This window comes from Endozoicomonas sp. ONNA1 (genome assembly GCF_024606325.1).
In the GTDB taxonomy this organism is placed as follows: domain Bacteria; phylum Pseudomonadota; class Gammaproteobacteria; order Pseudomonadales; family Endozoicomonadaceae; genus Endozoicomonas_A.
Genome location: NZ_JAHHPN010000673.1, coordinates 1 through 21,006, shown reverse-complemented (window position 1 = coordinate 21,006; position 21,006 = coordinate 1). Strand labels below are relative to the sequence as shown.

Genomic DNA, 21,006 nt, shown 5'->3' with positions numbered 1-21,006 from the left:
TAACAGCTATTAGACCTCAAGCGAGTGATATCAGATATTACACTCACACGCGGCATATCCCCCAAAATCAGGGAAAATAAACTCACTTGAGATATATCCCAACTTTTCAACCTGTCGAAAAATCATGAATTATCAACAGCTTATAAGCTATTTTAACTACTGCACTGAATAAGCCGCAAGTGAGTTATTTGCATTTTGGTATTTCTGCCAATAATACTGTACAAAATAACAGCTCTTGGACTTGCCATGCCATCTCATTTTATGACAGATGTACGAAATAGCCTCAGTGTGAAGCGCTAAAGTTTGAAAACTGAACAATCGATTTATTGGGCACAAAGACCTAAAGAAAATCAGGATTTACAATCATGTGTCAAACCCTGGTGATCAAGTGGTAAAGAGCCTTTTGTGCTAAACATAAAAGGCACGCTACCGCCCGAGGAGCTTCAACTACCAAAACAGCTGACAAGCGCTTATCCTCTGGCTCAATGGCTTTTTAACAGTCCGGGTGAGTATGTTTTATTGCACGACATGGTATCAGTATTCACTATTAATAAACAGGTATTAGCGCCTGATTGTGAATGCAGGAGTGAAAGCTTTTGAGGAAGACAGGGCCTGAGGATATCAAGCCCTGTGCAGTCTGTCAGCGTTCAATACGCCAGCTGGTCCCTTCACGACTGTCCTGAAGGATAACACCCCGACTGGCCAGCTCTTCACGGATACGATCCGCTTCAGCGAAGTCACGAGTTTTTTTGGCGTCCTTGCGTTTCTGAATCATTGCTTCAATCCAGGCCTCATCAACATCGGCTCCGGACTTCAGGAACGACTCAGCATCCCCCTGCAGAACCCCCAGAATACCGCCCAGTTTGACCAGCAAGGCTGCCAGCGGCAATGCCTGCTGCTCATCTTCGGCACGCACGGTATTTAGCTCACGTACCAGCTCAAACAGAGATGCCAAGGCTTCCGGAGTATTGAAGTCATCATCCATGGAAGCCATGAACTTTTCTTCAAAACGAGTACCTTCAGCCGCACTGACACCCGCTACATTGAGCCCTTTCAGCGCTGTATACAGACGCTCAAGACGAACCGAAGCCTCTTTCAGACTGTCTTCCGAGTAATTGACCGGGCTGCGGTAATGGCTGGAAATCAGGAAGTAACGTACGACTTCGTCCGGGTACTTATCCAGCACTTCGCGAATCGTAAAGAAGTTACCAAGGCTTTTGGACATCTTTACATTATCAATGCGGATCGCACCCGAGTGCATCCAGGTATTCACGAAGGTCTGGCCATTGGCCGCTTCACTCTGGGCAATCTCGTTTTCATGGTGAGGGAACTTGAGATCCGAACCGCCGCCATGAATATCAAAGGTTGCTCCCAGGCAGCATTTACCCATGACCGAGCACTCGATATGCCAGCCAGGACGACCATTACCCCAAGGGGAATTCCAGCTTGGCTCGCCTTCTTTGGCACCCTTCCAGAGCACAAAGTCCATAGGATCTTCTTTTTGCTCATCGACTTCGATTCGGGCACCGGCTTCCAGCTCTTCCAGAATCTTGCCAGACAGTTTGCCATAGCCATCGAATTTGCGAACCCGAAAATAAACGTCGCCATTACCCGGTGCGTAGGCAAAACCTTTCTCGACCAGATCGCCGATCATGTCGATCATGCCTTCCACGTGTTCGGTCGCTCTGGGCTCCTTATCAGGCTCCAGATTACCCAAACGCCTGAAGTCTTCCCGCATGGCCGCAATCATGCGATCCGTCAGTACATCAATGGTTTCACCATTTTCAATAGAGCGACGAATAATCTTATCGTCAATATCGGTGATATTGCGAATATAAGTCAGGTTGTAACCTTTGGCTCTCAGGTAACGAGAGACCACATCAAAAGCCGTAACCGTTCTGGCATGACCAATATGGCACAGGTCATAAACTGTCATACCACAGACGTACATCCGCACATGATTTTCATCCAGCGGTTTAAAGGCTTCTTTGGTGCGGGTCAGTGAGTTGTATATCTGCAACACGTTATTTGTCCTGTAGCCCGATGATTCAGGCTATATGCTCTCCTCGTTGCTCTCCTGATAATGGAGGCTGACAAGGAGAGCTTGATTCCACTAATTCAGACTTTGCTGGCCCAGGTATCCTTGAGACCAATCGTCATATTGAATACTGGCTTTTCAGCACAGTGCTCTCGTCGATCGGCGACAAAGTATCCTTCTCTCTCAAACTGAAAGCCCTGTTCCGGTTTGGCTTCCACCAGAGAGGGTTCTACCCAGCCTGTCACGACTTCCAGAGAAGACGGATTCACATGGGCCATAAAGTCTTCCTCACCCTTGTCAGGAGCAGGGTGATTAAACAGTCGATCGTACTTACGGATCTCTGCCTGCTTGCCGTGGGTCGCTGACACCCAGTGAATGACACCGCGAGGCTTAATGCCTTCAGGAGGATTTTCACCCACAGTACCGGGTACATAGCTGCAGTGAATCTCTGTGATTTCGCCCTGCTCGTCTTTGATCACTTCGTCTGACTTGATGACATAAGCACTGCGCAGACGGACATATTCACCAGACACCAGACGCTTGAACTTCTTGCGTGACAATGTGGTGTCTTCAGTAAAGTCAGCGCGATCAATATACAATTCGTGTGTAAACGGCAGGTGACGCTCACCCAATTCAGGCTTGTTTGGGTGTACCGCTGCTGTCATTTCCTGTAACTCACCTTCAGGCAGGTTGGTAATCAGGACTTTCAGTGGGTTCAGAACGGCCATAGCGCGAGCTGCATTGTTGTTCAGGTCGTCGCGAATCGCATGTTCCAGCATGGAAACATCGGCAATACCATCGGAACGACTGACGCCCACCATATCGGAGAACTTGCGAATAGAAGCCGGTGTGTAACCACGGCGACGCATACCGGACACAGTGGGCATACGGGGATCGTCCCAGCCTTCCACTATACCTTCGTCCACCAGCCGCTTCAGTTTACGTTTGCTGGTGACGGTGTAGTTCAGGTTAGTTCTGGCAAACTCGTACTGTTTCGGCCTTGAGGGTACCGGCAGGTTTTCAATAAACCAGTCATACAACGGACGATGGTCCTGAAATTCCAGGGTACAGATCGAGTGTGTCACTCCTTCAATGGCATCTTCCTGGCCATGGGCAAAGTCATAGCTTGGATAGATACACCATTTATCACCAGTCTGGTGGTGGGGAACTTTGCGGATGCGATAAAGGATCGGATCACGCATGTTCATGTTGGGGTTTTGCAGGTCAATCTTCGCCCTCAGGCTGCACTGACCTTCTTCGTACTCACCGGCACGCATCTTTTCAAACTCTGTCAGGTTCTCTTCCACAGAGCGCCTGCGGCATTCGGTTTCAACACCGGGGTTATTAAAGTCACCCCGATTTTTAGCCATGGACTCTGCATCCTGATGATCCACATAAGCAAGGCCTTCTTTGATCAGGTAGAGGGCCCACTCATAGAACTGATCAAAGTAGCTGGAAGCGTAGCGTACATCTCCGCTCCAACTGAAACCCAGCCAGCGAACATCTTCCTGAATGGCATCGACATACATCTGCTCCTCTTTCTCGGGATTCGTGTCATCAAACCTCAGGTTACATTGACCATTGAATTGCTCAGCCAGTCCAAAGTTCAGACAGATAGAAGTAGCATGACCTATATGCAAAAAGCCGTTGGGCTCTGGTGGGAATCGGGTCTGGACCGATTGAACTACACCAGCGGCCAGATCTTTTTCAATGATCTGCTCCAGAAAGTTACCCGATTTTGATGGTTTGTTGGATGAAGTGTCTGTCGTGCTCATTGCAACCAGCGTCTTGGAGGAGAAAGCCCTCTCTAACATAGAAGCCCGAAAAATATCAGACCCTTTTGGATCTGACCTGTTCATGCTTTAGAGGGAATGCATTATTTTAACGTAAAAAAACCTTTTGCCACCCAAAGTGATCATGGATTTCTCCATCACTCATGGCTGTTCAGTCAACAGCTGAGACTAACATTTTCCCGGCAAAGGGTACAGGTCAGACCGGCTTTTGGCTTGAGGTTTCCGGAATAGTGCCCAGTGTATCACCCTACCTGATTCAGTCGCTCAATGCTGTTTATTCCACTCAGGACTTTTACACAAGCATCATAAAGACCTAGAATTGCAAGTTTTCCGATCGCGAACCATCAGAACAGAGATTACGGTAACCCTATGGTTATACTTCATACCAATTTTGGCGACATCAAACTGGAACTGGACGCCGAAAAAGCCCCCAAGACTGTGGCTAACTTTCTGGAATATGTAAAGAGCGGCCACTTTGACGGCACCATCTTTCACAGGGTCATTGATGGTTTTATGATCCAGGGCGGTGGTTTTGAACCGGGTATGGTTCAGAAAGACACTCAGGCAGCTATCGAAAACGAAGCGGATAATGGCCTGAAAAACGCCGTAGGTACCATTGCCATGGCCAGAACGATGGATCCTCATTCAGCCTCATCGCAATTCTTTATCAATGTCTCTGACAACCATTTCCTTAACCACACCTCTAAGACACCGGATGGTTGGGGCTACTGCGTATTTGGCCAGGTCACTGAAGGCATGGATATTGTGAACAAAATAAAGGCGACTAAAACCACCTTCCGTGCCGGTCATCAGGATGTTCCTGTTGATGACGTGGTGATTGAATCTGCGGTCGTGGAATAGGAAGCCCTGCGAATGAACATAAAGTTCATTTCTGATTTGCATTTGACACCCGAACGCCCGGACATTGTCCGGGCGTTCTCTTCTTTCATGCAGGAACAGGCCTCCCAATCTGACGCACTTTACATTCTGGGCGATTTCTTTGAGTACTGGGTAGGCGATGACGCTATGGAACCCTTTCATCATGACATAGCTCATCAGCTCAGAGCCTACACAGATTCTGGCAAACCATTGTTTCTGATGGCAGGCAATAGAGACTTTGCTATTGGCAAGGATTTCCTGAGAATGACCGGAGCCACCTGGCTCAATGATCCCTGCGTCATTGACCTGAATGGCGAGACGGTTCTTCTGATGCACGGGGACCTGCTCTGCACGGGTGACCAGCAATACCTTCGCTATCGGAAGGTGGTCCGTAACCCCCTGGTTCTGGGCATCCTTCGCCTGACTCCGCGGAGTTACCGAAAAAAACTGGCTCAAAAATTACGCAGCAACAGTAAAAAAGCCAAATCCACGAAATCTCTGGCCATCATGGATGTCGCTCCAAAGGAAGTGGTTCGGCTAATGGAAAAGTATCAGGTCAAAACGCTGATCCATGGTCATACCCACCGTCCGAACACCCATGAAGTTGCGCTGACTTCAGGAACCGGCAAACGGATTGTTCTGGGCGATTGGGACCGACAGGGCTGGGTATTAACCTCTAATGAATCCGGGCTGAAGATGGATGCTTTCGAAATACAGTCAGATCCACATCAGATCGTCAGCTAATTGCTGACGAGTCAAATCCTTCAGGCGGTGACCGGGACACCACTGTGAAAACGGAACTCTTCATCCGCGGACTCAATGGCTTCCCGTTCTACCCCTGCAAAAAAAGCCACCCGTTCTTCTATGGATTCATCAGAAATACTTTCTGCCAGAGTCAGGTAATCTTTAAAATGGCGGCCTTCCGACTTAAGCAGTGACAGGTAAAACTTCTTTAGCTCATCATCAAGATAAGGGGCCAGCTTGTGGAATCGCTCACAGGAGCGGGCTTCGATGTAGGCACCAATAATCAGGGTATCCACCATTCGAGCAGGCTCCCAGGTTCTGACGTGCTTTCTAAGTGCGCCGGCATAACGGGAAGCAGACAGCGGTTTGTAGGGGATACCCCGTTTTTTGATAATGGCCAGAACCTGTTCAAAATGCCTCAGCTCCTCACGGGCCAGACGGGACATTTTGTTGAGCAAATCAAAATGCTCTGTGTAGCGGTACATCAGGTTCAACGCCGTGGAGGCCGCCTTTTTTTCACAATTAGCATGATCGGTTAACAGAATATCCTGATGTTTCAGGGCCTCTGCAATCCATTCATCCGGCGTTACACAGGGTAAAAAGGCATACAGCTCAGGAAAGCATACGGCCAGGCTCTGGTCACTCATTATTTCTATGTCTCTAAATTTCCGGGTCTCTAAAAAAAGGCTCCAAACAACCAAGTCTCACTAAACGGCCCCGGTTAAATCTGGACGAAGGTTAAAATTTCGACACTACCTTACCTTTAAAGCTGAATGCTGTCATGGGTTCCTTGCCACTGATGGCAAGGACTTTTCAGCATTTCATTAATATATTAACGGTATTGATGCAAATCATTTTCTCCGATTCGGCTATTCAGTACGATGCCATTAGTCTATAAAAACAATTAGAGCTGAGACCCCCTCAGGGTTATTGAAATCCTTAAGGTATAGAGGAGCAGGCCATGCAAGGAATACAACGAATACTGGTTATTGTTGATACTCGCAAAGCCCGTCATGTCGCACTCAATCGAGCCACCCAGCTGGCCAGGGCAGCCCACTGCAGCCTGCATATTCTGGCTCCGAACCCCAAACCTGACGCAACGTCTGCTGAGGTACTCACCGCCCTCACCAAACATGTCGAAACTGAAGGTATAGAGGTCGCCAGCCAGCAATTATGGAGAAATAACCTTCTCGACACCATTGTCCATGTCAGACAGTTGGAACGAAGTCATCTGGTGGTCAAGGATTTCCGGCAGGAAAGCTTTATGGAAAAACCTTTCTCAACGCCCACAGACTGGGCATTGCTAAGAAAAAGCAGAGTTCCTGTCCTGCTGGTTCGTCATGACCGCCCATGGGAAAATCAATCTATGCTTGCGGCCATTAAGGCCGATCCCGGAGACGCCGACCATCAGCAGCTGAATACGGCTATCATGGAAAACGCCAGGGCAGTCACAGACTATTTTGAGGCTGACCTGCATCTGGCTTCTGCCTACCCCACTATCATGCTGGCAATGTCTGACAAAGGAGATGGCCAGACCAACGAGGACCGTTACCTGAAGAACTGTCAGCATTTTGCCAAAGATTACGGTATTACTGAGGGTTCTATTCATCTGGTGCCTGCACCGGCCGAAACCATGATTCCGGATCTGACCCGTGAGCTGGCGACATCACTGTTGATCATGGGTACGAATGCCCGCTCAGGGCTCAGTGGACTTACTCTGGGCAATACCGCTGAAAAGTTGGCCAGCAATATCGACTGTGATCTGCTTGCCGTTCAATCCAGACACCACATGCTACCGCTGGAGCGTGAGCTGGAAGCATGACCGAAACCGAACCCGTTCCTGAATGCTACTTTCTGTCATTCCATTCAGGTATACAGAAAGTAGCCATAACCCACCAAACCTCCCCAACATCTCATCATCACGACTCTTTACGGCAGCCTCAAGGGCACTGTGAAACACATCAGTTCCAACAGGATTCAGGACGAAAACGGCGAGAGCTTCTATATTGTTCGGGTCAGACCGGAAAAAAGCGATCTGGGCACTTCCAACAAACCGTTAACGATTATTCCGGAAATACAGAGCAATGTCGTTATTCCCACAGGGAAAAAGTCGGTTCTGGATTTATGCTAAAACCGATCATCAGAGTCCGTCATGCTGTTCTGAGGGTAGCCTCAGGTGTATGAGCCTGAGTGAGAATAGACAGTTTATGACCAAAACCGGAATCCATTGGTTTGGATTCCTGACTAAACGGTTTCCAGTTTTTTTTAATAACGCCGGATTGAATTTGCTGAGGAAACTGATGACCAACGAAGATTCAATATCAACCCCCAGCGACACTCTCCTGACAACACATGGGGTTGAAAACTCTGACACCAGTAACCAGCCTGTTTTCTCTATCAGACTGAATCGTAAGCTTTCAGCAGAAAAGGTACTGAGTGACGATCAGTTACCGGACGGCAGAGCCGTTAAATGTAATCCGGCCTTTCAGCCCCTCACTGAAGAGTCCTCTCTAACTGAAGAGCAGGTATACTTTCATGCAGTTGAGGAAGGCAAAATTGCCAGTTATGCCCCCCGGCATAACACCATTGATCTCAACCAGTTATTGAGCGGAAAACATACATTGCCTGCCGGTTTACAGAGACTGGCTACCCTGCTCTGTACCAGGAAACAAGCAGTCAATGAGGATCTGATTGATCAGGTATTGTTCCGTCTTAATCATGATGCCAGTGACAGCCATTGCGATTGCGAGTCCAGCGATGGGCAGGCTTACGCCATCAACCTTCTGGATCCAGCGCATCAACGACTTTTGATTGTGAACTATGAGGGTCAGCAATATGAACTCTATCCTTCTTCCTGAGTACGCCTGATACCAGGAATGCCCGTCGCCCATCCTGAGTTTCCTCCGGTTGGGTATTCTTTCTCACCCACAGGTAACCATTGTCGAGACGCGCTATGAACAAGAAAGAACTTGTTGAAAAGGTCGCGGAACAATCCAACCTTTCAAAGAACAAGGCAGAGCAGGCCGTCAATGCCTTCATTCAAAATACCCAGGATACCCTGGCAAAGGGAGATATCGTGCAGCTGATAGGATTTGGAACTTTTTCAGTGGTGGATCGAGCGGCACGCAAGGGAAGGAACCCGCAAACGGGCCAGGAAATTCATATACCCGCCTGCAAACTGCCTCAATTCAAACCCGGCAACAAACTGCGTGAAGTGGTGAAATAGGCAGACGACTCAAAGCTGTCTGCCGGATCATCACCCAAACCGCCATGATCAAAAAACACTGAAGACCGGTCAGGACAAAGCCAACAAGGCTTTTGTCCTGACCGGTCTTCAGTGAGTCTTTCATTGCAGTAAAAGTAATTGTTTGATTCACAGTCGTTAGAAAGACGCTTTTCAACACTTATATCAAGCAATAATGTATTAAATTGATCAGAAACTGTATTTAAGCCCAATGGATATTACTGAACTTTCGCTGGCTGCTCCTCCTGCATCCTCAACATAGTATGTATCCAAACCATCATTGATCGTCACATTCATGTTTTTCTCAGAAAATTTTGTGTAAGCATATTCACCATAAATCTTCATTACCGGATTTAAATGATAGGCATAATTAAGTGATAAAAAAGTGTAAGTTGAATTGCCATCACCTTCGCTTTTAAAAGTAGTGTTTCTAAGATGGTGCGTGTCGAAGTCATCCGCTTTAACCAGGGGACTCCATTTTACTTGAGCACCAAACTCAGATTTTCCGCGTCTGTAGTTTCCGCCCAATCCCAGATACAATGTTGAAAATTTTTGCTCGTATGAAATGATAAGAGTGTCATCAGGAAAAGTGCCGACATATTGACCGAAACCGTAATTGTATGAGCCTCCTCGTGCCTCATACTGTGTTTTTTGACTTAACAGGCCGCCAGTAACACCCACTTTATAGTGACTTTGCGAAAGCAACCAATAAGAAGCACTCAGATCTATTGTGAAGGCTTTGGTTGTTTTTGTATCAGGGTGTTTTGATATGTGAGATGGTTCCGATATTCCTGATTCCCAGTCCCAGTCTCTATCTGTCATATGGCCATCGCCATCAGTTAAGGTCATCCAGTAGTTTGCAGTAAATGTCCAGCTTGCGTTTAAATCCCAAATTGCACCTAGCTTAATAACAGGCGCATTGTCAGTTTTCCAATCGAGTTGACTGACTTTCTCAGCGCCGAAATACACTAATTCGGTTGCCTCTCCATTTAAGACGCCCAACGAGCCTTCTAATGTTACTTTGGCATGTGCGCCGGTATCTGCAACGGCAAAAATCGGCAATAAAATTAGCTTTTTCATCACTCACCTCTAATAATTGAGGTGCCAGCATACGTGCCTATGATGCCGATCATCCCATGGCTCTCATAACATTGAGAATGGCTCGCTTTTTCTTCAGGTTCATTCTGTTCAGGTTACGTATGATTTCATCATCGACTTGGGTGTCGCAAATGGTATCGGCGGGTGAAGTCAGGTATTGGTTCCCCCTGCCCGTCGCCAACCATTCAAACGACACTTCCAGTAGTTCGGCCATTTTTCGGAGGTTTTCAAGACTGGGGCTGCTCATTTCAGTTTCCCACTGAGCCAGAGCACTCCGGGAGACACCGATCATATCAGCCAAAACTTGTTGAGAATAACGCTTTTCCTTGCGTGAACGAAGGATCCTTGTTGTCAGGTTCATCCTTGAACTCTCGTTGATAATCGAAAAAAATACTTTATTAAAATTCAGTGTAACACATGCTCTGGTAATGACCGGTTGTAATTAGGAAACCCTTTCTTCACAACCCTGACCTCTAATCTGCTTTTACGATCAGACCGGTATCCAGGGCTGGCCTCAATGCATCCAATACCTGCCCGGACTCAATCACTTTCAGGCACTGGTTATCTACGCAGCTGGTCTTCCTGTGATTCCCGGCACTGACACAGGGCGAACAGGGCAATCCGGCATAGATGGGCGTTGAATTCCCGAGGGCACCATAAAGTGCAGGCGTTTCTGGCCCAAATATCACAAAAGTTTTCAGTTCTGTGACGGATGCAAAATGGGGAGGGCCTGAATCATTGGACAACATCAGTTCAGAGATCGAGTAAAGGGGGACCAGTTCCCTGAACTCAAAAGCTCCGGCAGTGTTGAGACAGCGCTCATGATTAACCTGCTGTCTGAGCATTTCAGCTTCCGGACGCTCTGCCGGAGCACCGGTAATCACCACCAGAATGTCGGAGTATTCAGCCAGCAAGCTCTGAATAACATCCACATAACGATCTTTCATCCATCGTCTTTGGGGGAGCAGGTCACTGGCATTCGGGTTCACCAATACCAGACGCTGGATACCGGGCTTAAAGTCACTGTAAAGAGATTTCAGCTTAGTGACGACCGATGACCTCAGGTCACTGTTCACTTCCGCTCTGGCCAGTTCAATAGTCTCGTCAAATCCATCTTTTTGATAAGGCTGATGCGGTGCATTTTGAGAAGCCTTTACCAGAGTCATAAAGTTTCTGGAAATATGACGGTGAGGGTTGTACATCACCGGATGAGTTAAATGATTACCCCGGTAAAGCCCCTCTTCGTGAACCCGATCAAAACCTGTCCGGTTGCCGGCACCGCTGAGACGGGTAAGGATGGCTGTAAAACGGGAGAACAACTCCAGATCAATAACCGTATCAATCTTCTTTTTTCGACACCAGATCAGGAATTTAAGGCTACTGAGTGCCAGACTGAAAAGGTTATCTGGTTTAATCAGGCAAATATTGTCCCGGTCAACGGTATTTAATAAATGCAGGCTGACTGCATTTTTCTCAAAAATGACAAAATGTAAGGTTTTGCCCTGCCCTTTCAACCAGCGCATGGAGGGGTCAGCCAGAATGGCACTGCCCATTTCAGACAATTCAATAAACAGTACATTGCTGGAAACTGTTTCTTGCCCCTTGCGAATCCAGTCAAAAGGCCAGAAAGCCAGTTTCAAAAGCAAGCAGAGCGGGACACCTACATAGTGATCAACCCATCGCATAGTATCTACTTTCACAAGTTGGCTCCCTTAGCTACATTGGACTTTCGTCCTGCAAATACAAATACCGTTGCTATGGTGAAATTAAATAGCATGCCTGCCAAAACACCAGACACGAGCGCCAACTGTTTGTATTCCAAAAAGAAAGGCACAAAGCTCGTTAATAAATAATAGGTACCCCAGTTGGGAATAAAACTGACCACACACATAGCCAGATACTTACTCCATTGCTTCAGTTTTTTCTCCTTGGGGACATGGGAATAGGTAAAGTTACGATTCCAAAACCAGTTCCAACTGGCAGCGACCCAATAGGAACCTCCTCTGGCCATCAGGTGAGGAACTCCCAGCCACTGGCCTAACAGGGTGTAAACACTCATATCCACCAGGAATCCACTGGCTCCTACCATACCGAACTTGGTCAGTCTCTGCCCCAACAGAAACAGTTTATTGAATAGGGTTCCGGATTGCTTCATGCGAACTGCCAGCTCGTCCTGATAAAGAGAGCGCAAACAGTGAACGGACAAGACAAGAGCCAGCAGCGCAAGTACAAACTGTAAATACATAATCACTTTGTAGGAGCGAAAACCATTGTCGTATAGCGGCAGTACGACCACACACAACAGACCCAACAGGATAAAGACTACACGACTCTTAAAGCCCGATTTCAGTTTACTGGCCAGAAAATCCCCTATTACTGCAGCCAGAATACCCACCCAGGCACCCAGAAAAATATCAAACGGCCAATGCGCCCCTACAACAACGCGTGATAATGCAGAAAAGGCTGCAACCAAAAGAATCAGATATTGAATGCGTGATTTTAAATAAAGAAACGCAAGCCCAACTAAAAGAAAAACCGTACCGCTATGCCCTGAAGGCATAGTATCTGTTTTTAGTACAGGCCCCAGGACATTCACGGCTTCAAGCCCCAGCTCGCCGACAGGACGTAAAGAGGAAAGAAGAGCCTTACCACCACTCAGCAAGAGATCACCCACTAGCATGGTGAAAATAATAGCCAGCTGTTTATCGGGCATTTTGTAGAACAACAACATGGCCAGGGGAAAGAGGAAAAAGCCATCTCCAAGGTTGGTTAATAACACCCAGAAAATAGCAGTGGGTGATTCAGAACCCCATTCATTAATATGATAAAAAACTGAATGATTAAGCGGAGTCACTGAGAACACAGCCACAAAGGGCAGCAGAAAGCAACTGGCTTTATATATTGTTGAGCGAGACCGGCCAGAACCTACTCCGAGCAAATCGGACATTCCTTATATAACCTCAATACCCTATGAAAACAGCTCTCAGTAATAAAAATGATGATTCACCCTGAATAGATGAAAAATGTTTAACAGTAAAAACCAAGTTACTACAGACAGTAGAATATGCAAAGACCGTATAAAAAACAGATATGAACCCAATGTGAAACTAAAGGAGTATGGACGGATGCAAAGATAGAAAGTTTCAAAAAAAACCATCAATAAACCATCGATAGGATTTCCTGTAAAAAACTACTCAATGAGCCGGTTTACACTGGTAAAACTGGAATCGATTAACCGTAACAGTATCAACTCCGGACTCTGTTTCATCGACCAGACTGCACGAAAAGTTCTGTATTTCAAGATGATCATTCCCAGGAACTGATTGCTTGTCCCGCACCAGCAGACCATAACTATCGGCTTCTGGTTTACCATGCCAGAAATCAAACTGGGTTAAACGGTCGGCCAACACTTGAACGGGCTCTGGATAGGCGTACCAGGCTATACGACTGGCCTTAGTCCAATTATCCACCATCAGAACCGGTTCCACCCCCTCTTCTTCCTGCCACTTCTGCCTCAATAGCTGTGCCTGTTCAGCTGCCGCTTTCCAGCCCACCAGATCCTTAATGGCTGATGCCATGAAAGGGAAAGTAGAAAGAGGCATAAATGCCAGAAAGAAGAACACGAAGACAATCAGTCCAATTGACAGGAAGGAGGAAAAAACAGCCAGACTCTTCAACCACCAATGGGACCAGCCAAGGCAGATCCAGTAGGCCGACAAAGGCGCCAGTAGTGTCCAGCCAAGGGCTGGCCAGTTAGGCAACACAGTACCATCACCGGCAGACCAGCCAATAACAACCAGTACCGGAAAAGCACTCCAGACAATCAGCCAGCAGGATGCCCTGTCCTCCTCCGGGATTCGTTTCCTGATCAGTGAAAAAGCAGCGGCTATGGCGGCCACATAAGCCAGAATGGAATAAAGAAACATTTGTGCTAACTGCATGACCAGTGCATCTTTCAAAGACCACTCCTCAACTCCGACACCACGATCAAACTGATAAGCCAGAGAAGCCCAATCGTTGTCAGCATTCCAGACTAATACGGGAGAGATCAATATCAGTGCTATCAGGGCGGCCAACCATGGACCGGCCTGTCGAAGCCAACTCAGTCCCTGATACTGAATCATGAACAGGGTCATGCCCAGGGGCAGGAATATCGCAGTGTATTTACTCAACCCTGCCAGCCCGTAAACGATGCCCAGACCCAGCCAATACAGCAAACGATTTTGATTATGGATACGGTAAATCAGTTCCAGAGACAAAAGACCAAAGACCATCAGAGGCAGATCGGGCACCAGCCCCCACCCCATCAGTTGCAGCATAGGTGCCGTATTGATCAGAAAGACGGCAACCAGCCCCACCCAGGCTGGGCCATCAGGAAAGAGAATCCCGCTGAGTCTAAACACCAGATAACTGCTCAACGCATAAAGAATCGCAGGGACAAGCCTTACTGTAAATTCATCGTAACCCAGAGGGGCTATCAAGGTCTGTAACCAACCCACCATAGGCGGGTGATCAAAATAACTGAGGGCCGGATACAGGGCATAAAGTGCATAGTGAGCTTCATCGACACCCAGCGACACTCCGGGTGCCATGGCTAAATGAATCAGGAGCACCACAATAATGATACCCCAGGAGGCAACTCGCCCTCGTTCCTGCATGAAACCCCCGGTTAAAAGGATTGGATAAAGCCTTCAACCATCATTCCACTACCATTTAGCATTCTTTATCAGGCAGATGGTGGGCAAACTCTTTGAATCTGTTTACAGCTTTCTCCAAACTGAAACAGAACAAACCGGCCTATTACTCTACGACAAGTGCTGTCTAAAAAAAAGTCAATTAATGAATGATGATCATTTCATTTTGATCCAGTCCTGCAGGTTAAAGACCAAGGATCTGTATAAGGGGAATATGGAAAAAATAGCGAAATCAGACAGGAAGCATTGGACGAGCCGGTCATTTCCGACCCATCCGGCAACGCGCTTTAAACGGCCAGCGTCAGAAACAGACCCGCAATAGTAGCACTCATGAGGTTTGAAAGTGTACCAGCTACAACCGCTTTCAAACCAAAACGAGCGATGTCATGACGACGGTTAGGTGCCATGGAGCCCAGACCACCCAGCAAAATAGCAATGGATGAAATGTTAGCGAAACCACACAAAGCAAAGGTCAGAATCGCCTGGGAACGATCAGACAACAAGGCAACACCGGCTTTCGCTGCTGCTTCAGCATCGACATAGTTTGCCAAACTACTGAAAGCAACAAACTCGTTAACGATCATTTTTTGACCCAGGAAGCTGCCCGCAGTCAGAGCTTCAGACCAAGGTACACCGATCAGGTAAGCCAGAGGAGAGAATGCATAACCCAGGATCAGCTCGATAGTCAGGTCCGGATAACCGAACCAACCACCAGCCCAGCCCAGCAAACCGTTGAGCATGGCAATCAGGGAGATGAAAGCCAGTAACATAGCACCGATCATGGCAGCCAGTTTGAGCCCACTGGCAGCACCCGAAGCAGCCGCATCGAAAATGTTAGCTGGCTTATCTTCAGCGTTCTGCTGCTCAATGTCGTCTATATCATCATAAGGTCTCTCGGTTTCAGGCTTGATAATTTTTGCCATCAACAGGCCACCCGGAGCTGCCATAAAACTGGCAGCAATCAGGTACTTAAGCTCAACCCCCATACTGGCATAGCCCACCATGACCGCACCGGCAACGGAAGCCAAACCACCCACCATAACGGCAAAGAGTTCGGACTGAGTCATGCGGCTGATGAAAGGACGAACCAGCAGAGGTGCTTCAGTCTGGCCAACAAAAACGTTAGCAGCAGCAGACAGTGATTCTGTGCGACTGGTGCCGAGTAATTTGCGCAGAGCACCGCCAAGTAGTTTGATGACAAGCTGCATGATACCAAGGTGATAGAGCACCGCTACCAGAGCCGCAAAAAAGATAATGACTGAGAGAACATGGACAAAGAATATAAAGCCCAGTTTGAAGCTGGCCAGTTCGCCAAAGAGAAAACCAATACCATTATTAGCATATCCCATAACAGCATTTACGCCGTTGGTAATAGCTTCCAGAATGTATTGTCCGGCGGGGATATACAGAACAAATGCGCCGATACCTGCCTGAATGGCAAAGGCACCACCCACCGTTCGCAATTTTATTGCTTTACGATTGTCCGAAAGCAGTATTGCAATACCCAGCAGGACTGCGATTCCTACCAGGCTTATAAGCATGTGTTGCATGGGGATGATCACCTTTAAACAGAGTCTCGGGGCATTATACTTATATATTTATTGGCTTTAGTAGAAAGTAATTACCGAATAAAAACATAATAATGACAAACCCTATCTAAAATTCGCCTCAGGTATCAGCAAGGATGATAAGCGTTTCTTTGACCTTCCCGCACTTATCAAAATAACGACTACTCTTGCTAAAGGTCAGCCCGCCCTCGACCCAAGCAACCTAAAAAATTGCTACAAAAGTACTCTCTGACTAAAATCTTTGGCTGATGGTTATTCGTTGGTGTAATTAAAGATAACTTCATTCGAGGCGGTGCACCCAATCATGATCTCTCCGCCTTTTCAGGTAACTGCACAGGACCGGGTTGCGTTGCACCCACCCATTTCAGGCCTGGCTTCTTTTACAACTGCGATCCAAACCCGGGCTCGTGTGCCGTCAGTCACGACTACAGACAAGACAACGGACAAATTGTCAACATTAATTTAACGGTCCCATCTGGCTCGGAGGAAATACTACCGTTTGTCGCAAATGGTGGCAGGGCGGAAGCGCCTTTCCATTTTCAAATACCCACTGTTCGTCTGTTCTGTTCGATAAAATTCGTATGAGTCTACGCCCCCGGGACCATTCTTTGGTACTATGATTGCCTCGTCTGATAGATTAACACTGGCGCATTGATTGTATGGAACTGACCGGCTCTCAACAGAGGGTAACTGAGCATGTAAATGGACATGCCCTTTGTATAGCAGTAGCCGGTTCAGGTAAGACCACTACCCTGGCCTTTCTCATTAATGAGTTACTGAACCAGGGTGTTTCCCCTCGACGCATCGTGGTTATGATGTTCAACAAGTCAGCCCAGCTGGACTTTACCGACAAGCTCCGCAGACGATGCCGACAGTGGCCGGTTCTTCCAAAAGTCCGAACCTATCACTCAACGGGCCTGAGACTTTTGAAGTCGCTCGAAGAGTGGGGGTTGAGATCGTCCTACAATCATCGCCCCCTGACAGAGAAAGAGATTGAGCTGAAAGTCCGTGAGCTTTTGCTGGCATTAGCACCTGACGTGCTTCAGGACAGGATCAAAGCAGACAGCGCCCGATACATTGAAGTGGCTGCCGGTTTTATCGATAACGTTAAGGCCAGTTTGGACAAGCCTTCCACAGTCCTGATGCGGGCAGACTATCCCGATCATTTTCAATTTCTGGTGGAACTTTTTGAAACCTTTGAGCAATGGCGCCACCAGCATCGCAGAATAACCTTTATGGATATGCTGTACGACACAGTATGTTTGATAGAAGCCAACCCGGAAATCATCCCCCGCATCACCAACAAAATAGATCGAATTATAGTGGATGAATACCAGGACACTTCAACCTTGCAACACAGGTTGACACGCATCATCGCTGGAGACAGAGCCAAAGTGATTGCCGTAGGCGACCCCGATCAAACCATCTATGAATTTGCCGGGGCCAATATTCAGAATATTCTCCGGCACTTCGAAGCGGATTATGCCCGCACCGATGCCGTTCACGAGTTGACTCTGCCTCATACCTTTCGCTATGGCCACGAGATCGCCATGGCAGCCAGCCACCTGATCAGTCGTAACAAAAACAGAAAAGGTGTGATCTGTATTGCTCACCCGGACAACCCGGATTCAAGCATCTCAATCTCACAGGGAGCTGGCGAAGATACAGAGCGGGTATTGGCAACCATTCAACAGCATATTTCCGGCTCCGGGTCGCAGATAGCTGTGCTTTTAAGAGTCTGGGCACAATCGGTGCCATTGGAACTGAGGTTGTTGGCAAGCGGTCTACCCTACCAATGTGAAGGCCCTTACCTGTTTGACCGTCCTGAAATATCAGCCTTGATCGCTGCCCTGAGAATAGCCTCTGGTGATTTGCAGCACTTAAACTCTGCCGCTCGATATGAGGTATTGTCTTTGCTGTTTACCCTACCTCATTTGGGCATAAAAGCGGCTCTGGTAAAGCAACTTTCCGCCAACCTTCAAGAGCACAATCAACTTTGGGGGAAAGAATTGGGCCTTTCAGCCAGCAAAATCGCTGGCATCAATAATTATCAACGCCAGAAACTGTACGACAGGGCTGAGATATTGCTATCACTGGAAAAAACATCGAATCAGGAATCTGCCACTGCGGTACTGCAACGCTACATTCAACGCACGGAGCTCAGGGAAAGTCTGCAATCCATGAGCCTCAACGATCAGAGAACGGAAGAGCAATTGCTGGCTATCGATGGTTTTCTCAGTTACCTGAGAAAAATGAACCTCACCGTCAGTGACAGCTGTTTGCACCTGGACGAATTGAGATCCAGACAGAATCAACAAACCAGACACTCCGGGCAGCATGCCTATGACCAATCAGAACAGATCGTGATCAGTTCCTGCCATCGGGCCAAGGGACTGGAATGGCCCATCGTTCTGATTCCGGGACTGACCCAAAAATACTGGCCGTTCAAAAGAGAGGATGAACTGACTCCGGGCAGCAGTGAAGATCTGGAAGCTGAAAGGAGACTACTTTACGTCGCCATGACCCGGGCCAGAGAAAAACTCTATCTTTTTACCGGCAACGGATCCCTGAACACCAGAGCCAACAGCTGGATGAATAACGACTCACAGCAGATCAGCCTGTTTCTAAAAGAAATGCAGATCCCCCACGTCAAATCCGTTTGCCAGTCACTCAATCAGACTTCTGAAGATGAACTGGTCAATCAACTCAAAAAAACTGGTCTGACCAGAGCGGCACGTCAATACTTTCAGGCAATAAAGCCGAATCTGGCAAAACGGCTTGAAACAATTCCTTCACTGGCAGAAAAGCATCGCTCCAAGTCTGCCTCTTCAGTACGCAGTCCGGCCTATCTATCAGCACGACAGAACATCTTTCGCAGGGAAGTGCCAGAAAACGCACCTTGGCAGGTGAACCGGAGACTCAGACACAGTATTTTCGGAGAGGGTAAAGTCATTGAAGTCAATGACACCAACTTTGTCATCCTGTTTGACAGGCAGCATAGTGTAAAAAGATTTGCCCGCAATGAGCAGGTTTTACATCTGTTTGAATTACTTTGAACGCTCCGCCAACCAACTGATAGAAACCGTAAAGCCGCTTCTGGCTTTCTCTTCAATACTTATCATCCAGGTAATTTTGTGTGTTCTGCCAATGAATGGCGAAAATACCATCCCTGAACTATACATTATCCCGGAAAATAAAAAGGCCGAAGGACTGTGAATGAATAGCAGGTTCCTGATCATACTTATCAGGTTTTACCAACTGGAAAGGTTAGCCAAGGTAGGCCGCTTATAAAGTATTTATCACTCATCAATCTCATACTGGATGCAATCAAAAAAAGAGGCTGCTTCAGGCAGATTAGGTTTGGCTGTTCATTTGCTTCTGGCAAATCAATTACCCTGATTAAGGACACGAATAATGAAAATATCCGGTAAACCGATAACGATACTCTCATGCTTAATATTTATATGTTCAGTTGCCCATTCAGACATATCGAAAGAACAACAACTTAACTTATTGAGCCACTACAATAATGCATCGTTAGTTGAAGACGGTCTGAAACTGGTAGGCATTAGTTCCAGGCTGGCAGTTTCTACCGTGATCAGTTATGGATTCTGGTACGGCATCTGCAAATCAAACGAGCCGCTATCTATCCTTACGGGTCGGTTTGACCTATCCGATATAGAAAGAAATAATTTACAAGAGGTCAAATCTTCTTTTTGTAATCAACTCGCATCCATTATTACCTCTACTGAGGTTGCTTTGGCCGGACATGTACGACCCTGGCCTTTTGCTCAGCCGCTTCGATTTGTTGGAACAGGATTCATTGCCTACAGAGCGCACAATAACGACAATCCTTATTTTACACCCATAATAACAATGGCTTACTTTACGCACGAGATAGTGGCCAGGACGATAGCCGGAGCCTCTGTCATACAGGCTCTGAGGAATGATGACAGACCTGAAATCCATCCTGAAGATTACGCTCACAGTGAATATACTATGTTGAAATCAATCGCTGGCATGATGGTCGGGACAATAGTTCATAACGAGTTTATTGCCAAGGGCTCTTCTCGAGTAGAAGCCATCTTTGCTTACGTGATATCTGCTTCAGTAACACAGGCTTTAACTTCATTATTCTCTTTACCACCCTCTAATTCAGGCGATAGTCATGCCTTCGAGCCAGAAAGAACAGCAGCAAACTTAGCCGGAGCCGGAGTCATAGCCGGATCAATAGCCGGAGCCACAGCCGGAGCCATAGCCGCTGGAACCGCCTTTGACCGACTCTTGTTCATAGCCGCAGTTAGCACTCTGTCTTTATCGCTACCCAAATTTGAATCTTCATCCCAACTTAAAGACAAAATCAATGCTGGAGCTATGTCCGGGCTCATAGTCGGCGCCGGAGTCATGAAACTTCTGACAATACAAAACTCAAACCTGGACTCAAATCATTTATTAAGAAACGTTGCTATTACTCTGGCTCCTGCATTGGCTCTCGCTCTGATCAATGGCGTTTCAAACTATGACATCTATGGTTTCTCACTTGAAGAAAGTTTCACCGAAACAGCCCGTAACCAATGGAAGAAGTTTTATGCTCCTTTGGATTATTTGCGCACCTTGTTTAATTGACAGATAGTTGTTTTGAAAGCTTGGCGAAACGGTTGGATGACATTCAATCTGGACTGACTTTTCTCTTCGCCCGGGCCTCTTGCCCGGGCGATTTAACAAAAGCCCCCTTCCGACTTTTATGACCGTCTACGTCCAAAAACACCTTTGATCGTTCCAGACAAAAATTGCTCCTGACTCATATAGCACGACAGTTAACGCCTGCCAATGAATGGCGAAAATACCGTAGCTGAACTATATAGTTTCTTGCCAGCAGTGTGGGTCAAATGACTAGCAGCCTGTCGGACTTAAGGCTGTCCTACTACGGTTGCAATAAATTGGTCTA

At 47.3% G+C, this 21,006-nt stretch carries 18 protein-coding genes; 9 read left to right on the top strand and 9 right to left on the bottom strand.

Going from position 1 to position 21,006, the window contains the following annotated elements:
• The first annotated feature begins 405 nt into the window (after positions 1–405).
• On the top strand, positions 406–600 hold the full coding sequence (locus KDK19_RS15885; protein WP_257292335.1) for a hypothetical protein: 195 nt from the start codon (positions 406–408) through the stop codon (positions 598–600).
• A gap of 40 nt (positions 601–640) precedes the next feature.
• Here KDK19_RS15885 and cysS read toward each other — a convergent pair whose 3' ends face one another.
• Both cysS and KDK19_RS15875 read right to left on the bottom strand, forming a co-directional pair.
• Positions 641–2,020 (bottom strand): cysteine--tRNA ligase, encoded by a 1,380-nt coding sequence (gene cysS, locus KDK19_RS15880; RefSeq protein WP_257292336.1) that lies wholly within the window; start codon positions 2,018–2,020, stop codon positions 641–643.
• A 98-nt stretch (positions 2,021–2,118) separates the two neighbouring features.
• Positions 2,119–3,813 carry a glutamine--tRNA ligase/YqeY domain fusion protein gene (locus KDK19_RS15875; RefSeq protein ID WP_257254596.1) on the bottom strand — a complete coding sequence of 565 codons (1,695 nt, stop codon included), beginning with the start codon at positions 3,811–3,813 and terminating at the stop codon, positions 2,119–2,121.
• A gap of 387 nt (positions 3,814–4,200) precedes the next feature.
• Between KDK19_RS15875 and KDK19_RS15870 the strand changes: the two genes are divergently transcribed.
• Complete coding sequence (locus KDK19_RS15870) at positions 4,201–4,692, top strand: peptidylprolyl isomerase (protein ID WP_257254595.1); 492 nt, start codon at positions 4,201–4,203, stop codon at positions 4,690–4,692.
• A gap of 12 nt (positions 4,693–4,704) precedes the next feature.
• Positions 4,705–5,454 carry a UDP-2,3-diacylglucosamine diphosphatase gene (locus KDK19_RS15865; protein ID WP_257292334.1) on the top strand — a complete coding sequence of 250 codons (750 nt, stop codon included), beginning with the start codon at positions 4,705–4,707 and terminating at the stop codon, positions 5,452–5,454.
• A 20-nt stretch (positions 5,455–5,474) separates the two neighbouring features.
• Here the strand turns inward: KDK19_RS15865 and KDK19_RS15860 are convergent, their stop codons facing one another.
• Entirely contained in the window at positions 5,475–6,101 is a 627-nt protein-coding gene (locus KDK19_RS15860; RefSeq protein ID WP_257254593.1) for a tRNA-(ms[2]io[6]A)-hydroxylase, read from the bottom strand.
• 314 nt (positions 6,102–6,415) lie between these two features.
• On the opposite strand from KDK19_RS15860, the gene KDK19_RS15855 reads away from it, so the two are divergent.
• The 4 genes from KDK19_RS15855 (at position 6,416) to KDK19_RS15840 (ending at position 8,680) form a co-directional block, all read left to right on the top strand.
• Positions 6,416–7,276 carry a universal stress protein gene (locus tag KDK19_RS15855; protein ID WP_257292333.1) on the top strand — a complete coding sequence of 287 codons (861 nt, stop codon included), beginning with the start codon at positions 6,416–6,418 and terminating at the stop codon, positions 7,274–7,276.
• A 129-nt stretch (positions 7,277–7,405) separates the two neighbouring features.
• Positions 7,406–7,585, top strand: a complete 180-nt coding sequence (locus tag KDK19_RS15850; protein ID WP_257292332.1) for a hypothetical protein — start codon at positions 7,406–7,408, stop codon at positions 7,583–7,585.
• 169 nt (positions 7,586–7,754) lie between these two features.
• Positions 7,755–8,312 carry a hypothetical protein gene (locus KDK19_RS15845; RefSeq protein WP_257281142.1) on the top strand — a complete coding sequence of 186 codons (558 nt, stop codon included), beginning with the start codon at positions 7,755–7,757 and terminating at the stop codon, positions 8,310–8,312.
• 95 nt (positions 8,313–8,407) lie between these two features.
• Complete coding sequence (locus tag KDK19_RS15840; protein WP_257254590.1) at positions 8,408–8,680, top strand: HU family DNA-binding protein; 273 nt, start codon at positions 8,408–8,410, stop codon at positions 8,678–8,680.
• Positions 8,681–8,887: 207 nt separating this feature from the next.
• On the opposite strand, the gene KDK19_RS15835 is transcribed toward KDK19_RS15840, so the two are convergent.
• The 6 genes from KDK19_RS15835 to KDK19_RS15810 all read right to left on the bottom strand — a co-directional run bounded on the left by KDK19_RS15835 (position 8,888) and on the right by KDK19_RS15810 (position 16,040).
• Entirely contained in the window at positions 8,888–9,778 is an 891-nt protein-coding gene (locus tag KDK19_RS15835) for an omptin family outer membrane protease (RefSeq protein ID WP_257254589.1), read from the bottom strand.
• A 49-nt stretch (positions 9,779–9,827) separates the two neighbouring features.
• On the bottom strand, positions 9,828–10,157 hold the full coding sequence (locus KDK19_RS15830) for a helix-turn-helix domain-containing protein (RefSeq protein ID WP_257254588.1): 330 nt from the start codon (positions 10,155–10,157) through the stop codon (positions 9,828–9,830).
• A 112-nt stretch (positions 10,158–10,269) separates the two neighbouring features.
• Positions 10,270–11,496 carry a glycosyltransferase family 9 protein gene (locus tag KDK19_RS15825; RefSeq protein WP_257254587.1) on the bottom strand — a complete coding sequence of 409 codons (1,227 nt, stop codon included), beginning with the start codon at positions 11,494–11,496 and terminating at the stop codon, positions 10,270–10,272.
• On the bottom strand, positions 11,493–12,743 hold the full coding sequence (locus KDK19_RS15820; RefSeq protein WP_257254586.1) for a GtrA family protein: 1,251 nt from the start codon (positions 12,741–12,743) through the stop codon (positions 11,493–11,495). Before KDK19_RS15820 ends, KDK19_RS15825 begins: the two co-directional genes overlap by 4 nt.
• Before the next feature lie 247 nt (positions 12,744–12,990).
• On the bottom strand, positions 12,991–14,454 hold the full coding sequence (locus tag KDK19_RS15815; protein WP_257254585.1) for a glycosyltransferase family 39 protein: 1,464 nt from the start codon (positions 14,452–14,454) through the stop codon (positions 12,991–12,993).
• Positions 14,455–14,777: 323 nt separating this feature from the next.
• Positions 14,778–16,040 carry a NupC/NupG family nucleoside CNT transporter gene (locus KDK19_RS15810; protein ID WP_257254584.1) on the bottom strand — a complete coding sequence of 421 codons (1,263 nt, stop codon included), beginning with the start codon at positions 16,038–16,040 and terminating at the stop codon, positions 14,778–14,780.
• Between the two features lie 677 nt (positions 16,041–16,717).
• Between KDK19_RS15810 and KDK19_RS15805 the strand changes: the two genes are divergently transcribed.
• Together KDK19_RS15805 and KDK19_RS15800 are read left to right on the top strand one after the other, a co-directional pair.
• A complete protein-coding gene (locus tag KDK19_RS15805) occupies positions 16,718–19,114 on the top strand; it encodes an ATP-dependent helicase (RefSeq protein ID WP_257254583.1) in 2,397 nt (798 codons plus the stop codon).
• Positions 19,115–19,571: 457 nt separating this feature from the next.
• The gene (locus KDK19_RS15800) at positions 19,572–20,684 is read left to right on the top strand and encodes a hypothetical protein (protein ID WP_257254582.1); all 1,113 of its coding nucleotides are present in this window, start codon (positions 19,572–19,574) and stop codon (positions 20,682–20,684) included.
• Positions 20,685–21,006 lie beyond the last annotated feature (322 nt).

What these genes read in the sequence shown, in the direction of transcription:
- KDK19_RS15875 (WP_257254596.1), bottom strand. Translation starts at nt 3,813, where the DNA reads ATGAGCACGACAGACACTTCATCCAACAAACCATCAAAATCGGGTAAC.
- KDK19_RS15870 (WP_257254595.1), top strand. Translation starts at nt 4,201, where the DNA reads ATGGTTATACTTCATACCAATTTTGGCGACATCAAACTGGAACTGGAC.
- KDK19_RS15865 (WP_257292334.1), top strand. Translation starts at nt 4,705, where the DNA reads ATGAACATAAAGTTCATTTCTGATTTGCATTTGACACCCGAACGCCCG.
- KDK19_RS15860 (WP_257254593.1), bottom strand. Translation starts at nt 6,101, where the DNA reads ATGAGTGACCAGAGCCTGGCCGTATGCTTTCCTGAGCTGTATGCCTTT.
- KDK19_RS15855 (WP_257292333.1), top strand. Translation starts at nt 6,416, where the DNA reads ATGCAAGGAATACAACGAATACTGGTTATTGTTGATACTCGCAAAGCC.
- KDK19_RS15845 (WP_257281142.1), top strand. Translation starts at nt 7,755, where the DNA reads ATGACCAACGAAGATTCAATATCAACCCCCAGCGACACTCTCCTGACA.
- KDK19_RS15840 (WP_257254590.1), top strand. Translation starts at nt 8,408, where the DNA reads ATGAACAAGAAAGAACTTGTTGAAAAGGTCGCGGAACAATCCAACCTT.
- KDK19_RS15835 (WP_257254589.1), bottom strand. Translation starts at nt 9,778, where the DNA reads ATGAAAAAGCTAATTTTATTGCCGATTTTTGCCGTTGCAGATACCGGC.
- KDK19_RS15830 (WP_257254588.1), bottom strand. Translation starts at nt 10,157, where the DNA reads ATGAACCTGACAACAAGGATCCTTCGTTCACGCAAGGAAAAGCGTTAT.
- KDK19_RS15820 (WP_257254586.1), bottom strand. Translation starts at nt 12,743, where the DNA reads ATGTCCGATTTGCTCGGAGTAGGTTCTGGCCGGTCTCGCTCAACAATA.
- KDK19_RS15815 (WP_257254585.1), bottom strand. Translation starts at nt 14,454, where the DNA reads ATGCAGGAACGAGGGCGAGTTGCCTCCTGGGGTATCATTATTGTGGTG.
- KDK19_RS15810 (WP_257254584.1), bottom strand. Translation starts at nt 16,040, where the DNA reads ATGCAACACATGCTTATAAGCCTGGTAGGAATCGCAGTCCTGCTGGGT.
- KDK19_RS15805 (WP_257254583.1), top strand. Translation starts at nt 16,718, where the DNA reads ATGGAACTGACCGGCTCTCAACAGAGGGTAACTGAGCATGTAAATGGA.